The sequence below is a fragment of the Streptomyces cellostaticus genome (assembly GCF_023630175.1).
GTDB lineage: Bacteria > Actinomycetota > Actinomycetes > Streptomycetales > Streptomycetaceae > Streptomyces > Streptomyces cellostaticus_A.
This window is the reverse complement of record NZ_JALLIN010000031.1, coordinates 1-16487: the sequence shown is the minus strand read 5'-3', so window position 1 is coordinate 16487 and position 16487 is coordinate 1. Positions and strand designations below refer to the sequence as shown.

The following is a 16487-nucleotide window of genomic DNA, read 5'->3' as shown; positions in this document are numbered from 1 at the left end:
CCTCACCGGCGCTCCCCGCGGCGAGTGAGAGCAACGTTCCCTACCGGTCACCCACAGCCACAGCGAGGAAACGCGTCCTCCCTACCTTCGGGTCTCGTCACCGCTCAGCAGCAGCCGAGTCCCGGAGCACCGTGGAGGCCCGACATGACAGCCCCGAGCAGCATCAGCCCACCCCACCAGGGGTCCCACTGGATCGAGGAGTGGGACCCCGAGGACGAGAGCTTCTGGGAGTCGAAGGGCCGGCGGATCGCCCGGCGGAACCTGGCCTTCTCCGTGATCTCCGAGCACATCGGCTTCTCCGTCTGGAGCATGTACTCCGTCCTGGCGCTGTCCATGGGGCCGGAGTACGGCATCGATCCGGCCGGCAAGTTCTTCCTGGTGGCCGTGGCATCGCTGGTCGGGGCGATCCTGCGGGTGCCCTACGGCTTCGCGATCGCCCGGTTCGGCGGCCGGAACTGGACCGTCTTCAGCGCCGGCCTGCTGCTGGTGCCGACCGTCTCGCTGCTGTTCGTGATGGAGCCCGGGACCTCGTACACCACGTTCATGGTCGTCGCGGTCCTCACCGGGGTCGGCGGGGCGAACTTCGCCTCCTCGATGACGAACATCAACAACTTCTACCCGCTGCGCCTGAAGGGCTGGGCGCTGGGCATGAACGCGGGCGGCGGCAACATCGGCGTCGCGGTGGTCCAACTGGTCGCGCTGCTGGTCATCGGAGTGGCCGGTGCCGGCCACCCGCGGGTGCTGCTCTCCGTCTACGTGCCGCTCATCGTCGTGGCGACCCTGCTGAGCGCACGGTTCATGGACAACCTCGGCCCGGTGCGCAACGACACCGGCGCGGCCGAGGAGGCCGTGCGGGAGAAGCACACCTGGATCATGTCGGTCCTCTACATCGGCACCTTCGGCTCCTTCATCGGCTACAGCTTCGCCTTCGGACTGGTGCTGCAGAACCAGTTCGGCCGCACGCCGCTGCAGGCCGCCTCGCTCACCTTCATCGGCCCGCTGCTGGGCTCGCTGATCCGCCCCGTCGGTGGCCGGCTCGCGGACCGGCTCGGCGGGGCCAGGGTCACGCTGTGGAACTTCGCGGCGATGTTCGCGGCGTCCGGCGTCGTCGTCCTCGCCTCGCTGCAGAAGTCGCTGCCGCTGTTCATCGCCGGGTTCGTCGCCCTGTTCGTGCTCACCGGCGTCGGCAACGGCTCCACGTTCAAGATGATCCCCGGCATCTACCGCGCCAAGGCCTCCGCCCAGGGGATGGAGGGGGAGGCGGCGGCCGTCTACGCGCGACGGCTGTCCGGTGCCTCGATGGCCCTCATCGGTGCCGTCGGCGCCCTCGGCGGGCTCGGCATCAACCTGACCCTGCGCCAGTCGTTCCTCTCCTACGGCTCCGGGACCGGCGCCTTCCTCGCCTTCCTCGCCTACTACGGCCTCTGCTTCGTCCTCACCTGGGCCGTATACCTTCGCCGGACGGCCGTCCGCGCCGCCCCCGAGGCCACCGCCGGGACGGAGCCGCGGCTCAGCTACGCCGAGGTGTGACGTAACACCGCGGACATCGAGCCGAACCGAGCCTGTCACGCGCCGTTGACAGGCTCGTTCGGCATGCGGGCCGGCCAGTGCCGCGCCGACCGGGGTTCGCCCCGTCGCGGCGCCCGGCGGGCACTCCCGCCGCACCGGCCGGAAGCCCGGGTACATCCAGCGGTACGGAGGTCTGCGGCCGGCACGCCGAGGGACACGCGTCGGACGCCGCACCCTGACGGCGCACACGTCGACCGACGCGGCACGAGGAGAGTCATGGACGACGAACAGCAGCACCCCGAGCACGGGCCCCTGGCCGGGTTCACCGTGGGCGTCACCGCCGCGCGCCGCGCCGAGGAACTGGGCGCGCTGCTCCAGCGGCGCGGTGCCGTCGTGCTGCACGCGCCCGCCCTGCGCATCGTGCCGCTCGCCGACGACGGCGAACTGCTCGCCGCCACCAAGGAGCTCATCGACCAGGCGCCGGACGTCGTGGTGGCCACCACCGCCATCGGATTCCGGGGCTGGATCGAGGCCGCCGACGGCTGGGGGCTCGGAGAGCCGCTGCTCGAACGCCTGCGGGACGTCGAACTGCTCGCCCGCGGGCCCAAGGTGAAGGGCGCGGTACGGGCCGCGGGGCTGACCGAGTCGTGGTCGCCGTCCAGCGAGTCCATGGCCGAGGTGCTGGACCGGCTGCTGGAGGAGGGCGTCGACGGGCGCCGGCTCGCGGTGCAACTGCACGGCGAGCCGCTGCCGGGGTTCGTGGAGGCGCTGCGGGCCGGGGGAGCGCAGGTCGTCCCGGTGCCGGTGTACCGGTGGATGCCGCCGGAGGACATCGGGCCCGTCGACCGGCTGCTGGACGCCGTCGCCGGGCGCGCGGTGGACGCGCTCACCTTCACCAGCGCGCCCGCCGCGGCGTCCCTGCTGTCGCGGGCCGAGGAGCGCGGGCAGCTCGGCGAGGTGCTGGCGGCGCTCGGCCACGACGTGCTGCCCGCCTGCGTGGGTCCGGTGACCGCGCTGCCGTTGCAGGCGCGGGGCGTAGACACGGTGCAGCCGGAGCGGTTCCGGCTCGGGCCGCTCGTACAACTGCTGTGCCAGGAACTGCCGGCGCGGGCGAGGGCGCTGCCCGTCGCCGGGCACCGGGTGGAGATCCGCGGACACGCGGTGCTGGTGGACGGGGAACTGAGGCCGGTGCCGCCGGCGGGCATGTCGCTGCTGCGGGCGCTGGCACGGCGGCCGGGCTGGGTGGTGGCCCGTGCCGAACTGCTGCGGGCGCTGCCGGGCGCGGGACGCGACGAGCACGCGGTGGAGACGGCGATGGCCCGGCTGCGCACGGCCCTCGGCACGCCGAGGCTGATCCAGACGGTGGTCAAGCGGGGCTACCGGCTGGCGCTGGACCCGGCCGCGGACACGAAGTACGCGGACGGCTGAGGCGGGCCCCGGGCACGGATCCGCCGGGAAAGCCGCCGCGAAGACCGTCCGAAGGGTTCCGCGGGCCGGGCGGCGCGGGCACTGTGAAGGGGAGCGACGCAACTGTTCCCCTGTCCTAGGCGGTGGCAGGCACATGACGCCGAGTACGGTCCCGGCCCCGAACGAGCCGCGGTTCGACGCCGGTCGGATCTGCCTGGACCTCCTCGCGACCGCGCATCCGGTCGAACGGCTGGGCGGTGTCGAGCCGTTGCGGGCCTGGATCGCCGGGGCCGGGCTGGTGCCGGCCGGCACCCCGCTGGAGCACGCCGACGCCTCCTGGCCGGCCCGGTTCCGGGAACTGAGATCGGATGTGGGGCAGTTGCTGCGCGGCACCGGCGCGCCGGACCCGCGGCCGTACGACGGCGCGCTCGGCCGGCTCAACGAGGCCGCCCGTGCCGCGCTCCCGGCCCCGTGCGCGGTCCGCGGCACGGACGGAGCCCTGGTGCGTGAGCTGGCCCGGGCGCCCGAGTGCGCGGCGCTGCTGGCGCTCCTCGCGCGCGACGCCGTGGACCTGCTCACCGACCCCGTGGCGCGGGCCGCGGTCCGTGAGTGCGAGGGCGACAACTGCCCCCTGGTCTACCTGGACACCTCCCGGGGACGCCGGCGGCGCTGGTGCTCCAGTGAGGTGTGCGGCAACCGTGAACGGGTCGCCCGGCACCGGCGCCGGGCCGCGCTCGCCCGCGCGTGAGGGCCCGCAGGGGCCCGGCTCGCAAGTGATTTCGGTTACACCGCGTCCGCGCCGGCGTCCGCACGGACGCTTCACGACTCCTCCGGTGATGTGTCGGAAATGTAAAGATCACTCGGTGGGAATGTGCCCCCATGTCCCCCTCGTCACGTCACCGCCGAGAAATCTGTCCCTCCGGTTTGAACACCGCGCCCCCTCCTTCCGTACGGGTGGGCGAGCGACCGACTGGGGGAACCCCCGGACACCGGAGGTGGGCGTGCGCAAGGATGCGGCCGTGGCCAATGAACGTGGATCGAGGGCCCGACATCGCATGTCCTCACAGCCCTCGGAACCTGATGAGGAGCTGATGCGTGCCCTGTACCGCGAGCACGCCGGACCTCTGCTCGCGTATGTCCTCAGGCTGGTCGCCGGAGACCGGCAGCGAGCCGAGGACGTCGTGCAGGAGACGCTCATCCGTGCCTGGAAGAACGCCGGTCAGCTCAATCGGGCGACCGGTTCGGTACGCCCCTGGCTGGTGACGGTCGCGCGCCGCATCGTCATCGACGGCCACCGCAGCCGGCAGGCCCGGCCGCAGGAGGTCGATCCGTCGCCGCTGGAGGTCATCCCCGCGGAGGACGAGATCGACAAGGCGCTGTGGCTGATGACGCTGTCGGACGCGCTCGACGACCTGACCCCGGCGCACCGGGAGGTCCTCGTCGAGACGTACTTCAAGGGACGTACGGTCAATGAGGCGGCCCAGACGCTGGGCATCCCGAGCGGCACGGTGCGCTCCCGGGTGTTCTACGCCCTGCGGTCGATGAAGCTGGCACTGGAGGAGCGGGGGGTGACGGCGTGATGAGCAACGGATACGGAGGAATGCAAGGATTCGGTCCGGGTGGTCCGGGTATTTCTGGACCCATGAGCCCCAGTCAGGGATCTTCGGTGCCGAGCGAGCACGAGACCGTGGGCGCCTATGCCCTCGGGCTGCTCGACGACGGCGAGGCAACCGCTTTCGAGGCGCATCTCGCCACCTGCGAATGGTGCGCCCAGCAACTGGACGAGCTGGCCGGGATGGAGCCGATGCTGGCCGCGCTGGCGGATCTGCCGGGTTCCGGCAGCACCCCGGCGATCGGCGAGTCGCTGTCCGCCAAACCGAGCCCGCGGCTGGTGGAGAAGCTGGTCGACGAGGTCTCCGAGCGCCGTGCGCAGAAGCGGCGCAAGGGCTTCTACCTGGTCGCGGCCGCCGCCGCGCTGATCATCGGCGGCCCGGTGGCCGTCATGGCGGTGAACGGCGGCGGCGAGTCCGGGCAGACGGCCACGCCTCTCGCGGCCGGCGCCCAGGCGACGTTCAAGCAGCTTCCGGACAAGGTCAGCGGAAGCGACGGCGCGACGGGTGCCAGCGCGACCGTCGCCCTGGGCGAGAAGGACTGGGGCACCTCGGCGGTTCTCGAACTGAAGGGTGTCAAGGGGCCGCTCAAGTGCTCGTTGGTTGCCGTCGGCAACAACGGTGACCGGCAGACCCTGGGCTCCTGGTCCGTCCCCAAGTGGGGATACGGCATCCCGGACGCCAAGACCCCGGAGTCCCGCAAGCCGCTGTACATCGGCGGTGGCACGGCGATGAAGCCCGACGAGATCGACCACTTCGAGGTGACCACCTTCGACGGCAAGAAGCTCGTCCAGGTGGATGCGTAGTCATGTAGCTTTGCCGGGTCCCCTTCGCGTACGGTTGACGGCTGCCCAGCACGTCAGAAGGGGGCCCGGTGGCCGCTCAGGTTCAGCAGTCCGCGGTCGGCTCGGTACACGAGGCACAGGACTCCGTGCGTGACCGAGAGATCAGCGTCGAGCAGGAGCATCTGGACCGGGTGTACCGGCGCCTCGAGGAGAAGATCCACGAGGCCGAGTTCCTGATGAACGACGCGGCCCAGCGCGGCCAGGTCGGCACCCCGGGCGCACTGGCCGAGCGGGACGCGCAGGTCTTCCGGGCCGGCATCCACCTGAACCGGCTCAACAACGAGTTCGAGGACTTCCTCTTCGGACGGATCGACCTGCTGCCCGGCAAGGACGGCAAGAAGGGTCCCGACGGCGCCTACACCGCGGTCGAACCCGCCGAGGGGGCGGTCCGGCCCGACAGCACCGCCGACATCGCCGAGACCCTGCACATCGGGCGGATCGGCGTGCTCGACGCGGACTACGCCCCGCTGGTCATCGACTGGCGGGCCCCGGCCGCCGCCCCCTTCTACCGGTCCACCCCCAGGGATCCCGGCCGGGTCGTGCGCCGCCGGGTCATCCGCTCCAAGGGCCGCCGGGTCCTCGGGGTCGAGGACGACCTGATGCGCCCCGAACTGCGGGCGTTCCTCGACGGGCGGGCGCTGCCCGTCATCGGCGACGGCGCCCTGATGGCCGCCCTCGGCCAGGCCCGCAGCCACACCATGCGGGACATCGTCTCGTCCATCCAGGCGGAGCAGGACCTGGTCATCCGCGCCCCCGCCGCCTCCGTCACCTACGTCGAGGGCGGCCCGGGCACCGGCAAGACCGCCGTCGCCCTGCACCGCGCGGCCTACCTGCTCTACCAGGACCGCAGACGCTACGCGGGCGGCATCCTGATCGTCTCGCCGACCCCGCTGCTGGTGGCCTACACCGAGGGTGTGCTGCCCTCGCTCGGCGAGGAGGGCCAGGTCGCGATCCGCGCCATCGGCTCGCTCGTCGACGGCGTCGAGGCCGCGCTGTACGACTCGCCGTCCGTGGCCCGCGCCAAGGGCTCGTACCGGATGCTGAAGGTGCTGCGCAGGGCGGCCCGCGGCGCCCTGGAGCTGAACGGTTGCCCGGAGCGGCTCCGGGTCGTCGCCTTCGGGCGCCGCCTCGAACTGGAAGCCGAGGAACTGGCGCACATCCGCCGTACCGCCCTCGGCGGCACCGCCCCCGTCAACCTGCTGCGCCCGCGCGCCCGCAAGCTGCTCCTGGACGCCCTGTGGGCCAAGTCCGGCGCGGCCGGCCGGCACACCGACGCGGAGCTGGCCGCCGAGCTGCGCTCCTCCTTCGACGAGGACGTGGCGGGCGAGGACCCGTTCATCGCCTTCCTCGACGCCTGGTGGCCCGAGCTGACCCCGAAGGGCGTCCTCGCCGCCATGGCGGACGAGAAGCGGCTCGGCCGCTGGGCCCGCCGGATCCTCAACCCCGGCGAGGTCCGCAGGGTCGCCCGCGCGCTGCGCCGGGAGGGCTGGTCGGTGCACGACACCGCCATGCTGGACGAACTCCAGGCGATCCTCGGCGCCCCGGCCCGGCCGCGCAGGAAGCGCGAGCTGGACCCGCTGGACCAGCTCACCGGCCTCGAGGAGCTGATGCCGGTGCGCGAGGAGACCCAGCGGGAGCGGGCCGAGCGCCTCGCCCAGGAGCGCACCGAGTACGCGCACGTCATCGTGGACGAGGCCCAGGACCTCACCCCGATGCAGTGGCGGATGGTGGGCCGCCGCGGCCGGCACGCCACCTGGACGGTCGTCGGTGACCCCGCCCAGTCCTCCTGGTCCGATCCGGACGAGGCGGCCGAGGCCCGCGACGAGGCCCTCGGCACCCGTCCCCGGCGCCGGTTCCAGCTCACCGTCAACTACCGCAACCCCGCCGAGATCGCCGAGCTGGCCGCCCGGGTGCTCGCCCTCGCCATGCCGGGCTCCCAGGCGCCCTCCGCCGTGCGGTCCACCGGGGTCGAGCCGCGCTTCGTGACGGCGGCCGGCGCAGCGGGCGCGCCCGCGCGGGACCCCCTGGAGGCGACCGTCCGCGCGGAGGCCGAGAGACTGCTCGGCCTGGTGGACGGCACGGTCGGGGTGGTGGTCGCCATGAACCGGCGCGAGGAGGCCCGCCGCTGGCTGGCCGGGCTCGGCGACCGGGTGGTGGCGCTCGGCAGCCTGGAGGCCAAGGGCCTGGAGTACGACGCCACGGTCGTCGTCTCCCCGGCGGAGATCGCCGACGAGTCGCCGGCCGGCCTGCGCGTGCTCTACGTCGCGCTGACCCGGGCGACCCAGCAGCTCACCGTGGTCTCCGGCGAGCGGGACGAGCCGGACGCGGCAGGGGTGCCGGATCTGCTCAGGGACTGAATTCCCGGGAAGTCCCCGCGCCAGGAATGGCCCGCGGCATCCGTTTGTTAGCCTTGACGTGGCACCGGCCCGATCCAAGCCCCCGGGCCCAACCTTCGTCCCTCAGAGGGACCACTTGCCGCGAGGCGAGCATGGCGGGTCGGTGTCATGAACGTGAGAGAGGCCCACGTCCGACAGGCGTGGGCCTCTTTCTTCGCCCGATCGACTCTCGTATTGTGGAAGTTGTTTTCCGAAAAGGCGTGCCGTCGTGAACACAACGTCCGCAATCCGGGGCGGCTACCACGTACTCGGGGGTAGGTGCGACGATCGGACGGCACAACACGCGACACGGTGAAAGCAGAGGAAGTCGGCCATGGCAACGGCGCCCAGCGTCTCCTACTCGATGACCATCCGGCTGGAGGTGCCCGCGAGCGGAACCGCCGTCTCGCAGCTCACCAACGCCGTGGAGTCCTCCGGAGGCTCGGTCACCGGCCTCGACGTCACCGCGTCCGGTCACGAGAAGCTCCGTATCGACGTCACCATCGCGGCCACCTCCACGGCCCACGCCGACGAGATCGTGGGCAAGCTCCGGGGCATCGAGGGCGTCACCCTCGGCAAGGTCTCCGACCGTACGTTCCTGATGCACCTCGGCGGCAAGATCGAGATGGCGTCCAAGCACCCCATCCGCAACCGCGACGACCTGTCCATGGTCTACACGCCCGGTGTCGCCCGCGTCTGCATGGCGATCGCCGAGAACCCCGAGGACGCCCGCCGCCTCACCATCAAGCGCAACTCCGTTGCGGTCGTGACGGACGGTTCCGCCGTGCTGGGCCTGGGCAACATCGGCCCGAAGGCCGCGCTGCCCGTCATGGAGGGCAAGGCGGCCCTCTTCAAGCGCTTCGCCGGCATCGACGCCTGGCCGATCTGCCTGGACACCCAGGACACCGACGCCATCGTCGAGATCGTCAAGGCGATCGCCCCCGGCTTCGCCGGCATCAACCTCGAGGACATCTCCGCCCCCCGCTGCTTCGAGATCGAGGCCCGGCTGCGCGAGGCCCTGGACATCCCCGTCTTCCACGACGACCAGCACGGCACCGCGATCGTCGTCCTCGCCGCCCTGACCAACGCGCTGCGCTGCACGGGCAAGGCGATCGAGAACATCCGGGTCGTGATGTCCGGGGCCGGCGCGGCCGGCACGGCCATCCTCAAGCTGCTCATCGCCGCCGGCGTGAAGAACGCCGTCGTGGCCGACATCCGCGGTGTCGTCCACTCGGGCCGCGAGGACCTGGTGGACGCCCCGGCGGACTCCCCGCTGCGCTGGATCGCCGACAACACCAACCCGGAGAACCTCACCGGCACCCTGAAGGAGGCCGTGCGCGGCGCCGACGTCTTCATCGGCGTCTCGGCCCCGAACGTCCTCGACGGCGACGACGTGGCCGCCATGGCCGACGGCGCCATCGTGTTCGCGCTCGCGAACCCCGACCCGGAGGTCGACCCCGCGATCGCCCGGCAGACGGCCGCCGTGGTGGCCACCGGCCGCTCGGACTTCCCGAACCAGATCAACAACGTACTGGTCTTCCCGGGTGTCTTCCGCGGCCTGCTGGACGCGCAGTCCCGTACCGTCAACACCGAGATGATGCTCGCCGCCGCGAAGGCACTCGCCGACGTGGTGACCGAGGACGAGCTGAACCCCAACTACATCGTTCCGAGCGTCTTCAACGACAAGGTCGCGGGCGCGGTGGCGGGCGCGGTGCGCGAGGCCGCGAAGGCGGTGGGCGCGGCGTCCTAGGCGCCGTACCGTGGGGTGCGGGGGCTGTGAGGATGGACACGGCGGCCCCCGTACCGGCGCGTCGCGGAACCACCCACCGGCGGGCGCCCTCTAGGGTGACGGCCGAGCAGGCGCTTTTCGTGTGACTCCCTAGGGTGTTCTCACGACTCCTACGGGTGCCGGATTGGCATTACCGCCGCAGGTAGGGGCAGGATGCGTCTTTGGGCGCGAGCGCATCGGCATCGATCTCACCTCACGCCTCAACGGCAAGAAGAACACGGGAGTAACAACATGAACCGCAGTGAGCTGGTGGCCGCGCTGGCCGACCGCGCCGAGGTGACCCGCAAGGACGCCGACGCCGTTCTGGCCGCGTTCGCCGAGGTCGTCGGCGACATCGTCTCCAAGGGCGACGAGAAGGTCACCATCCCCGGCTTCCTGACCTTCGAGCGCACCCACCGTGCCGCTCGTACCGCGCGCAACCCGCAGACCGGCGAGCCGATCGACATCCCGGCCGGCTACAGCGTCAAGGTCTCCGCGGGCTCCAAGCTCAAGGAAGCGGCCAAGGGCAAGTAAGCGCTCCGCTCGGTGGTGCCGGGTGACCGGAGCGCCGTTCTGACGCGGCGCCGCGGGTGACCGCGGGTCCGCTGGGGCTGGTCGCGCCCGCGCGGCGGAGCCGCACGGGCGGCGCAGCCCGGTGCCCCCCGGGGTGCTTCGGCCGAAGACGTCGAAAAGGGCGGCCCCCCTCGTACGAGGGGGGCCGCCCTTTTCGACGTCTTCGGTCAGCCGAGCGCCTTGCCCGGCAGCTCGACCTTCGCGCCCAGTTCCACGAGCTTCTCCATGAAGTTCTCGTAGCCGCGGTTGATCAGCTCGATGCCGTGGACACGGGAGGTGCCCTCGGCGGCCAGGGCCGCGATGAGGTACGAGAAGCCGCCGCGCAGGTCGGGGATGACCAGGTCGGCGCCCTGGAGCCGGGTGGGCCCCGAGACGACCGCGGAGTGCAGGAAGTTCCGCTGGCCGAAGCGGCAGTCGGAGCCGCCCAGGCACTCGCGGTAGAGCTGGATGTGGGCGCCCATCTGGTTCAGCGCGGACGTGAAGCCGAGCCGGGACTCGTACACCGTCTCGTGGACGATGGACAGGCCCGTCGCCTGGGTCAGCGCGACCACCAGCGGCTGCTGCCAGTCGGTCTGGAAGCCCGGGTGCACGTCCGTCTCCAGCGCGATGGACTTGAGCTGCCCGCCGGGATGCCAGAAGCGGATGCCCTCGTCGTCGATCTCGAAGGCACCGCCCACCTTCCGGTAGGTGTTCAGGAACGTCATCATCGAGCGCTGCTGGGCGCCGCGGACGTAGATGTTGCCGTTGGTCGCCAGCGCCGCCGACGCCCAGGAGGCGGCCTCCAGGCGGTCCGACAGGGCGCGGTGGGTGTAGCCGCCCAGCTTGTCCACACCGGTGACGCGGATCGTGCGGTCGGTGTCCATCGCGATGATCGCGCCCATCTTCTGCAGTACGCAGATGAGGTCCTCGATCTCCGGCTCGACGGCCGCGTTGGACAGCTCCGTGACGCCCTCGGCCAGTACCGCGGTCAGCAGGACCTGCTCGGTCGCGCCGACGGACGGGTACGGCAGCCGGATCTTCGTGCCGCGCAGCCGCTGCGGCGCCTCCAGGTACTGCCCGTCGGCCCGCTTCTCGATGGTCGCGCCGAACTGCCGCAGCACCTCGAAGTGGAAGTCGATCGGCCGGCCGCCGATGTCGCAGCCGCCCAGCCCCGGGATGAAAGCGTGCCCCAGACGGTGCAGCAGCGGACCGCAGAACAGGATCGGGATACGGCTGGAACCCGCGTGGGCATCGATGTCAGCGACGTTCGCGCTCTCCACGTGCGACGGGTCGAGGACCAGCTCGCCGGGTTCCTCACCCGGACGGACGGTGACCCCGTGCAACTGCAGCAGGCCGCGTACGACACGCACGTCACGGATGTCCGGGACGTTGCGCAGCCGGCTCGGCTCACTGCCCAGCAGGGCGGCGACCATGGCCTTCGGTACGAGGTTCTTCGCACCGCGGACACGGATCTCGCCCTCCAGCGGGGTTCCGCCGTGGACAAGCAGGACATCGTCGTTGACGGTCATGAATCTCGCGTTCCGATGAGTCGGGCAGGGGCCGGCCGATCACTTTGCGCAGGGGCCGGAGAGACAGGGTAATCGCCTCCTACCCCGGTCCTGTAAGCCCAAGTACCGCACAGCCGCGTCATGGCTGTGTCACAACACGAACCGTTCGCTCCCGGGCACATGCGGTCACCGGCGCGGGCGCGCGCCCGCGCGCCCTGAGCTGCGTTCACCCGTGCACCCCGATCGGCTCCCCGCGGCGGGCGAAGATGCGGGATCATGTCTGGCATGACCGAGGTGTCCTCGCTCACAGGGCGGCTGCTCGTGGCAACCCCCGCCCTGGCGGACCCGAACTTCGACCGTGCGGTGGTGCTCCTTCTCGACCACGACGAGGAGGGCTCCCTCGGTGTCGTCCTCAACCGGCCCACCCCGGTGGGCGTGGGCGACATCCTGGAGGGCTGGGCCGATCTGGCCGGTGAGCCCGGGGTGGTCTTCCAGGGCGGTCCGGTCTCGCTGGACTCGGCGCTCGGCGTCGCGGTCATCCCGGGCGGCGCGAACGGGAACAGCGCCCCGCTCGGCTGGCGGCGGGTGCACGGCGCGATCGGCCTCGTCGACCTGGAGGCCCCGCCGGAGCTGCTGGCCTCGGCCGTCGGATCGCTGCGGATCTTCGCCGGTTACGCCGGCTGGGGCCCGGGCCAGCTCGAGGACGAACTGGTGGAGGGTGCCTGGTACGTCGTGGAGTCCGAGCCGGGCGACGTGTCCTGCCCGGAGCCGGAGACCCTCTGGCGCGAGGTGCTGCGCCGCCAGCGCAACGAGCTGGCGATGGTCGCCACGTATCCCGACGACCCGTCGCTCAACTGATGCCCGCGCCCTTCAGTACCCTTGGCGGCATGAGCACTCTCGAGCCCGAGCGCGGGACTGGTACGGGAACCCTCGTAGAGCCGACGCCACAGGTGTCCCACGGCGACGGCGACCACGAGCGCTTCGCCCACTACGTCCAGAAGGACAAGATCATGGCGAGCGCCCTCGACGGCACGCCCGTCGTGGCGCTGTGCGGCAAGGTGTGGGTGCCCGGCCGCGACCCGAAGAAGTACCCCGTGTGCCCCATGTGCAAGGAGATCTACGAGTCCATGGGCAGCGGCGGCGACGACAAGGGCGGCGACAAGTAGGCGCCCGCCCGTCGTCCGCCTGAAGAGCTCCGGGCCCCCGGGACGCGCCGCCGACGCGGGCCCGGGGGCCTTTCGCGCTTTTCGGCCACCAATTGGTTCAGACCTCTTGTCGGCACGCTCGCGTCGGCCATAGCCTTCTCCGCGTCGCGCGCGACGCGGAACGCGCCGTGCCGCCGTGCAGTCCCCTGTAGGAACGCCTTCCTCCACCAAGGACTGATGTGACCGACAAGGCGGATCTGATCCCGGCTCCGGCGCGCTGTTCGAGCCACACCGCCGGGCGCACGGACATCGGCGCCGGAACGGCGCTGGAGGCGCGGCCCGGCACCGAGGGTGTCGCGCGGTGGCTGCGGGCCACCGTAGGCGCGGCGACCGGCCTGCCGCTGCCGGAGAGGCCTGGCGGGGACGACCGCGTCGTGCTGAGCGTCGAGCCCGACCTGCCCCCCGAGGGCTACCGCCTCGTCGCCGACGGCCTCCCGGTGCGCATCCAGGGCGGCGGCGCCGCAGGCGTCTTCTGGGGAGCGCAGACCTTCCGGCAACTGCTCGGGCCCGACGCGTTCCGTCGCGCGCCGCTGCGCCCGGACCGGGACTGGGGCCTGCCCCGGCTCACCGTCGAGGACGCGCCCCGGTTCGGCTGGCGCGGTCTCATGCTGGACGTGGCCCGGCACTTCATGCCCAGGGAAGGCGTACTGCGGTACCTGGACCTGATGGCCGCGCACAAACTCAACGTCCTCCACCTCCATCTGACGGACGACCAGGGCTGGCGGATCGAGATCGAGCGGTACCCGAGGCTGACCGAGGTCGCCTCCTGGCGGACGCGGACGAAATTCGGCCACCGCGCCTCACCGTTGTGGGACGAGAAGCCGCACGGGGGTCACTACACCCGGGACGACATCCGGGAGATCGTCGCCTACGCCGCCGAGCGCCACATCACCGTCGTCCCGGAGATCGACGTACCGGGCCACTCGCAGGCCGCGATCGCCGCCTATCCGGAACTCGGCAACACCGATGTCGTCGACACCTCCGCGCTCACCGTCTGGGACGACTGGGGGATCTCCGCCAACGTGCTGTCCCCCTCCGACACCACCCTCCGTTTCTACGAAGGGGTGTTCGAGGAAGTGCTGGAGCTGTTCCCCTCCGAGTTCGTGCACATCGGCGGCGACGAGTGCCGCAAGGACCAGTGGCGCCTGTCGCCGGCCGCGAAGGGCCGGGTCGCGGACCTCGGGCTCGCCGGCGAGGACGCGTTGCAGTCCTGGTTCGTCGGCCACTTCGCCGCCTGGCTCGCCGCGCGCGGGCGCCGCCTCATCGGCTGGGACGAGATCCTGGAGGGCGGACTCCCGCCGGGCGCCGCGGTGTCCTCCTGGCGCGGCTTCGGTGGCGGCGTCGCCGCCGCGCGGGCCGGGCACGACGTCGTCATGTGCCCGGAGCAGTACGTCTACCTGGACCACCGTCAGGCGCCCGGGGACGACGAACCCGTGCCGATCGGCTTCGTGCGCACCCTGGAGGACGTCTACCGGTTCGAGCCCGTACCGGCCGGACTCACCGCTGGGGAGGCCCGGCACGTGCTGGGCACCCAGGCCAACGTGTGGACCGAGGTGCTGGAGGACACCGCGCGCGTCGACTACCAGGCCTTCCCCCGGCTCGCCGCGCTCGCCGAGGTCGCCTGGAGCAGGCTGCCCGCCCCGGCGGAGCGGGACTTCGCCGACTTCGAACACCGTATGGCCGCCCACTACCGGCGACTTGACGCCCTCGGTGTCGGCTACCGGCCGCCCGCGGGGCCGCACCCCTGGCAGCGGCGCCCCGGTGTCCTCGGCCGTCCGATCGACGGCGTGCCCCCGGACCGGTAGGAAGCGCCGGACGCCCGTACCGGCCTGCGCGGACCGGGCACTGGAACGAATGACGGAAAACGCCGCGGAATCACCGAAGAGTGTCAATCGGCGCGCACCGGTGATGGCGTGCGAAAACGGAATATGTCGCCGATGAGGTGGGCGAATGCCTCCTAGCGGACCCCCGCGTCCGGCCCTGGCGAAGATGTGCCAGAGTTGCCACGTCCGCCCTGTGAGCACGTACCGTACGGCCACACAGGTGGGACCAGGTGGGGCAGCGGGAAGGGGCAGCCGGTTTGACCACGCACACACCGCAGACGGCGCAGGCCGTCACGCTGCCCACGACACTGGACGAGGCCGTGGCGGCCCTCACCGCCATGCCCGCCGCCGTGCCCGTGGCGGGCGGCACCGACCTCATGGCCGCCGTCAACTCCGGCCAGCTCAGGCCCGCCGCCCTGGTGGGCCTCGGACGGATCAGCGAGATCCGCGGCTGGCAGTATCAGGACGGCCACGCCCTGCTCGGCGCGGGCCTCACGCTCGCGCGCATGGGCCGCCCCGACTTCGCGGCCCTGATCCCGGCGCTCGCCGCCGCCGCGCGCGCCGCCGGCCCGCCGCACATCCGCAACGCGGGCACCCTGGGCGGCAACATCGCCTCGGCCGCCCCCACCGGCGACGCGCTGCCGGTGCTCGCCGCCCTCGAGGCGACACTGATCATCGCGGGCACCGGCGGAGCCCGCCGGGAGATCCCCGTCTCGCACCTGCTGGCCGGCGTGGAGATGCTGCGCGGCGGCGAACTCATCGGCTACGTGCGCGTGCCCCTGCTGCACGCGCCCCAGGTGTTCCTGAAGGCGACCGGCCGCACCGGCCCCGGCCGGGCAATGGCCTCGGTGGCCGTGGTGCTCGACCCGGCCCGGCGCGGGGTGCGCTGCGCCGTCGGTGCCATAGCGCCGATGCCGCTGCGCCCCCTGGACGCCGAGCAGTGGGTCGCCCAGCTCATCGACTGGGACAACGACCGCACGCTCGTACCCGAGGCCCTGGAGGCCTTCGGGGAGTACGTCGCCGCGGCCTGCATCCCGGACCCGGCCCCCGAGCCGGACGGGTCCGTGGTCCCGTTGCCGCCCGCCGTACTGCACCTGCGGCGCACCGTCGCCGCGCTGGCCCGACGAGCACTGGGGAGGGCGCTGTCGTGACCGACGACCAGCACGAAGAGGGCACCCCGCAGGGCGGCGGCCGCTGGGACCCGCTGCCCCAGGGCGACTACGACGACGGCGCCACCGCCTTCGTCCAGCTCCCCGAGGGCGGTATCGACGCCCTGCTGTCCGGCGACAGCCCCCTGGCCGCCCCCGGACACGGCTACGTCCCGCCGCCGATAACGCCGGCGCCCTCCGACGGTCCGGCGGACGCGTGGCCCGCGCCCGACGGCGGCGGCCGGTGGCCCGACCCGGACGCCGCGGCCCAGGAGCAGGGCTCGGGCGACCGGTTCACGTACCAGCCGGCCGCGACCCAGCAGTGGACCTTCGAGGAGCCCGCGGCCCCGTCGGCCCCGGGACACGACGTCACCGGGCAGTGGTCCATCCCGGTCGCCGGCGGTGACCTCCCGGACGAGTCGGGCGAGTTCACCGCGTCCTCGCTGGTCGAGCAGTGGGGCGGCACCCCGCCGGCCACCCTGCCCGGCGGCGCGCCCGCGCCCTGGGCGACGGAGACCGCCGGACAGCCCTGGACCGAGCCGGAGGCGGACGCCGCGCCCCGCCCCGCCGACGCGCCCCCGGCGACGGAGACGGAGTCCGCGCCCGGCACCGCCGACGCGCCCCCGGCACCGGAGTTCGCGCCCGCGCCGCCCCAGGACCACGACCCGGGCCGACCCGGGCAGGCCCCTGAGGGCCACGCCGGCGGCCCGGAACGGCACGAGGGCCCGGCCGGCCCG

At 72.5% G+C, this 16487-nt stretch carries 13 protein-coding genes and 1 pseudogene; 13 read left to right on the top strand and 1 reads right to left on the bottom strand.

Translation table 11 applies throughout. From position 1 onward, the window contains the following. Positions 1 to 144: 144 nt before the first annotated feature. From MXD57_RS20335 to MXD57_RS20300, 8 genes are all read left to right on the top strand, one after another. Positions 145 to 1530, top strand: a complete 1386-nt coding sequence (locus MXD57_RS20335; RefSeq protein ID WP_250403028.1) for a nitrate/nitrite transporter — start codon at positions 145 to 147, stop codon at positions 1528 to 1530. 255 nt (positions 1531 to 1785) lie between these two features. Next, a complete protein-coding gene (locus MXD57_RS20330) occupies positions 1786 to 2937 on the top strand; it encodes a uroporphyrinogen-III synthase (RefSeq protein ID WP_250403025.1) in 1152 nt (383 codons plus the stop codon). 133 nt (positions 2938 to 3070) lie between these two features. Continuing rightward, positions 3071 to 3664: a CGNR zinc finger domain-containing protein gene (locus MXD57_RS20325; RefSeq protein WP_250403023.1), complete on the top strand. Its 594-nt coding sequence runs from the start codon at positions 3071 to 3073 to the stop codon at positions 3662 to 3664. A gap of 247 nt (positions 3665 to 3911) precedes the next feature. After that, complete coding sequence (locus MXD57_RS20320) at positions 3912 to 4496, top strand: sigma-70 family RNA polymerase sigma factor (protein WP_037932079.1); 585 nt, start codon at positions 3912 to 3914, stop codon at positions 4494 to 4496. A gap of 62 nt (positions 4497 to 4558) precedes the next feature. Continuing rightward, positions 4559 to 5332: an anti-sigma factor family protein gene (locus MXD57_RS20315; protein WP_250403021.1), complete on the top strand. Its 774-nt coding sequence runs from the start codon at positions 4559 to 4561 to the stop codon at positions 5330 to 5332. Between the two features lie 68 nt (positions 5333 to 5400). Beyond that, entirely contained in the window at positions 5401 to 7728 is a 2328-nt protein-coding gene (locus MXD57_RS20310) for a HelD family protein (protein WP_250403020.1), read from the top strand. Positions 7729 to 8080: 352 nt separating this feature from the next. Further along, positions 8081 to 9496, top strand: coding sequence for an NAD-dependent malic enzyme (locus MXD57_RS20305; protein ID WP_250403019.1), 1416 nt, complete (start codon positions 8081 to 8083; stop codon positions 9494 to 9496). 270 nt (positions 9497 to 9766) lie between these two features. Next, entirely contained in the window at positions 9767 to 10048 is a 282-nt protein-coding gene (locus tag MXD57_RS20300) for an HU family DNA-binding protein (protein WP_250403018.1), read from the top strand. 206 nt (positions 10049 to 10254) lie between these two features. Here the strand turns inward: MXD57_RS20300 and murA are convergent, their stop codons facing one another. Continuing rightward, positions 10255 to 11595 carry a UDP-N-acetylglucosamine 1-carboxyvinyltransferase gene (gene murA, locus MXD57_RS20295; RefSeq protein ID WP_250403017.1) on the bottom strand — a complete coding sequence of 447 codons (1341 nt, stop codon included), beginning with the start codon at positions 11593 to 11595 and terminating at the stop codon, positions 10255 to 10257. A 264-nt stretch (positions 11596 to 11859) separates the two neighbouring features. On the opposite strand from murA, the gene MXD57_RS20290 reads away from it, so the two are divergent. The 5 genes and pseudogenes from MXD57_RS20290 to MXD57_RS20270 all read left to right on the top strand — a co-directional run. Next, entirely contained in the window at positions 11860 to 12432 is a 573-nt protein-coding gene (locus MXD57_RS20290; protein ID WP_250403115.1) for a YqgE/AlgH family protein, read from the top strand. A 29-nt stretch (positions 12433 to 12461) separates the two neighbouring features. Then, complete coding sequence (locus MXD57_RS20285) at positions 12462 to 12740, top strand: DUF3039 domain-containing protein (protein WP_143638399.1); 279 nt, start codon at positions 12462 to 12464, stop codon at positions 12738 to 12740. Between the two features lie 218 nt (positions 12741 to 12958). Then, positions 12959 to 14584: a beta-N-acetylhexosaminidase gene (locus tag MXD57_RS20280; RefSeq protein WP_374114733.1), complete on the top strand. Its 1626-nt coding sequence runs from the start codon at positions 12959 to 12961 to the stop codon at positions 14582 to 14584. Between the two features lie 275 nt (positions 14585 to 14859). Then, positions 14860 to 15753, top strand: a complete 894-nt coding sequence (locus tag MXD57_RS20275) for an FAD binding domain-containing protein (protein ID WP_250403016.1) — start codon at positions 14860 to 14862, stop codon at positions 15751 to 15753. Then, positions 15750 to 16487, top strand: a pseudogene (locus tag MXD57_RS20270) (hypothetical protein); the annotation flags it as partial. The gene MXD57_RS20275 and the pseudogene MXD57_RS20270, both read left to right, overlap by 4 nt.

What these genes read in the sequence shown, in the direction of transcription:
- MXD57_RS20305 (WP_250403019.1), top strand. Translation starts at nt 8,081, where the DNA reads ATGGCAACGGCGCCCAGCGTCTCCTACTCGATGACCATCCGGCTGGAG.
- MXD57_RS20290 (WP_250403115.1), top strand. Translation starts at nt 11,860, where the DNA reads ATGACCGAGGTGTCCTCGCTCACAGGGCGGCTGCTCGTGGCAACCCCC.
- MXD57_RS20315 (WP_250403021.1), top strand. Translation starts at nt 4,559, where the DNA reads ATGAGCCCCAGTCAGGGATCTTCGGTGCCGAGCGAGCACGAGACCGTG.
- MXD57_RS20325 (WP_250403023.1), top strand. Translation starts at nt 3,071, where the DNA reads ATGACGCCGAGTACGGTCCCGGCCCCGAACGAGCCGCGGTTCGACGCC.
- murA (WP_250403017.1), bottom strand. Translation starts at nt 11,595, where the DNA reads ATGACCGTCAACGACGATGTCCTGCTTGTCCACGGCGGAACCCCGCTG.
- MXD57_RS20335 (WP_250403028.1), top strand. Translation starts at nt 145, where the DNA reads ATGACAGCCCCGAGCAGCATCAGCCCACCCCACCAGGGGTCCCACTGG.
- MXD57_RS20300 (WP_250403018.1), top strand. Translation starts at nt 9,767, where the DNA reads ATGAACCGCAGTGAGCTGGTGGCCGCGCTGGCCGACCGCGCCGAGGTG.
- MXD57_RS20330 (WP_250403025.1), top strand. Translation starts at nt 1,786, where the DNA reads ATGGACGACGAACAGCAGCACCCCGAGCACGGGCCCCTGGCCGGGTTC.
- MXD57_RS20285 (WP_143638399.1), top strand. Translation starts at nt 12,462, where the DNA reads ATGAGCACTCTCGAGCCCGAGCGCGGGACTGGTACGGGAACCCTCGTA.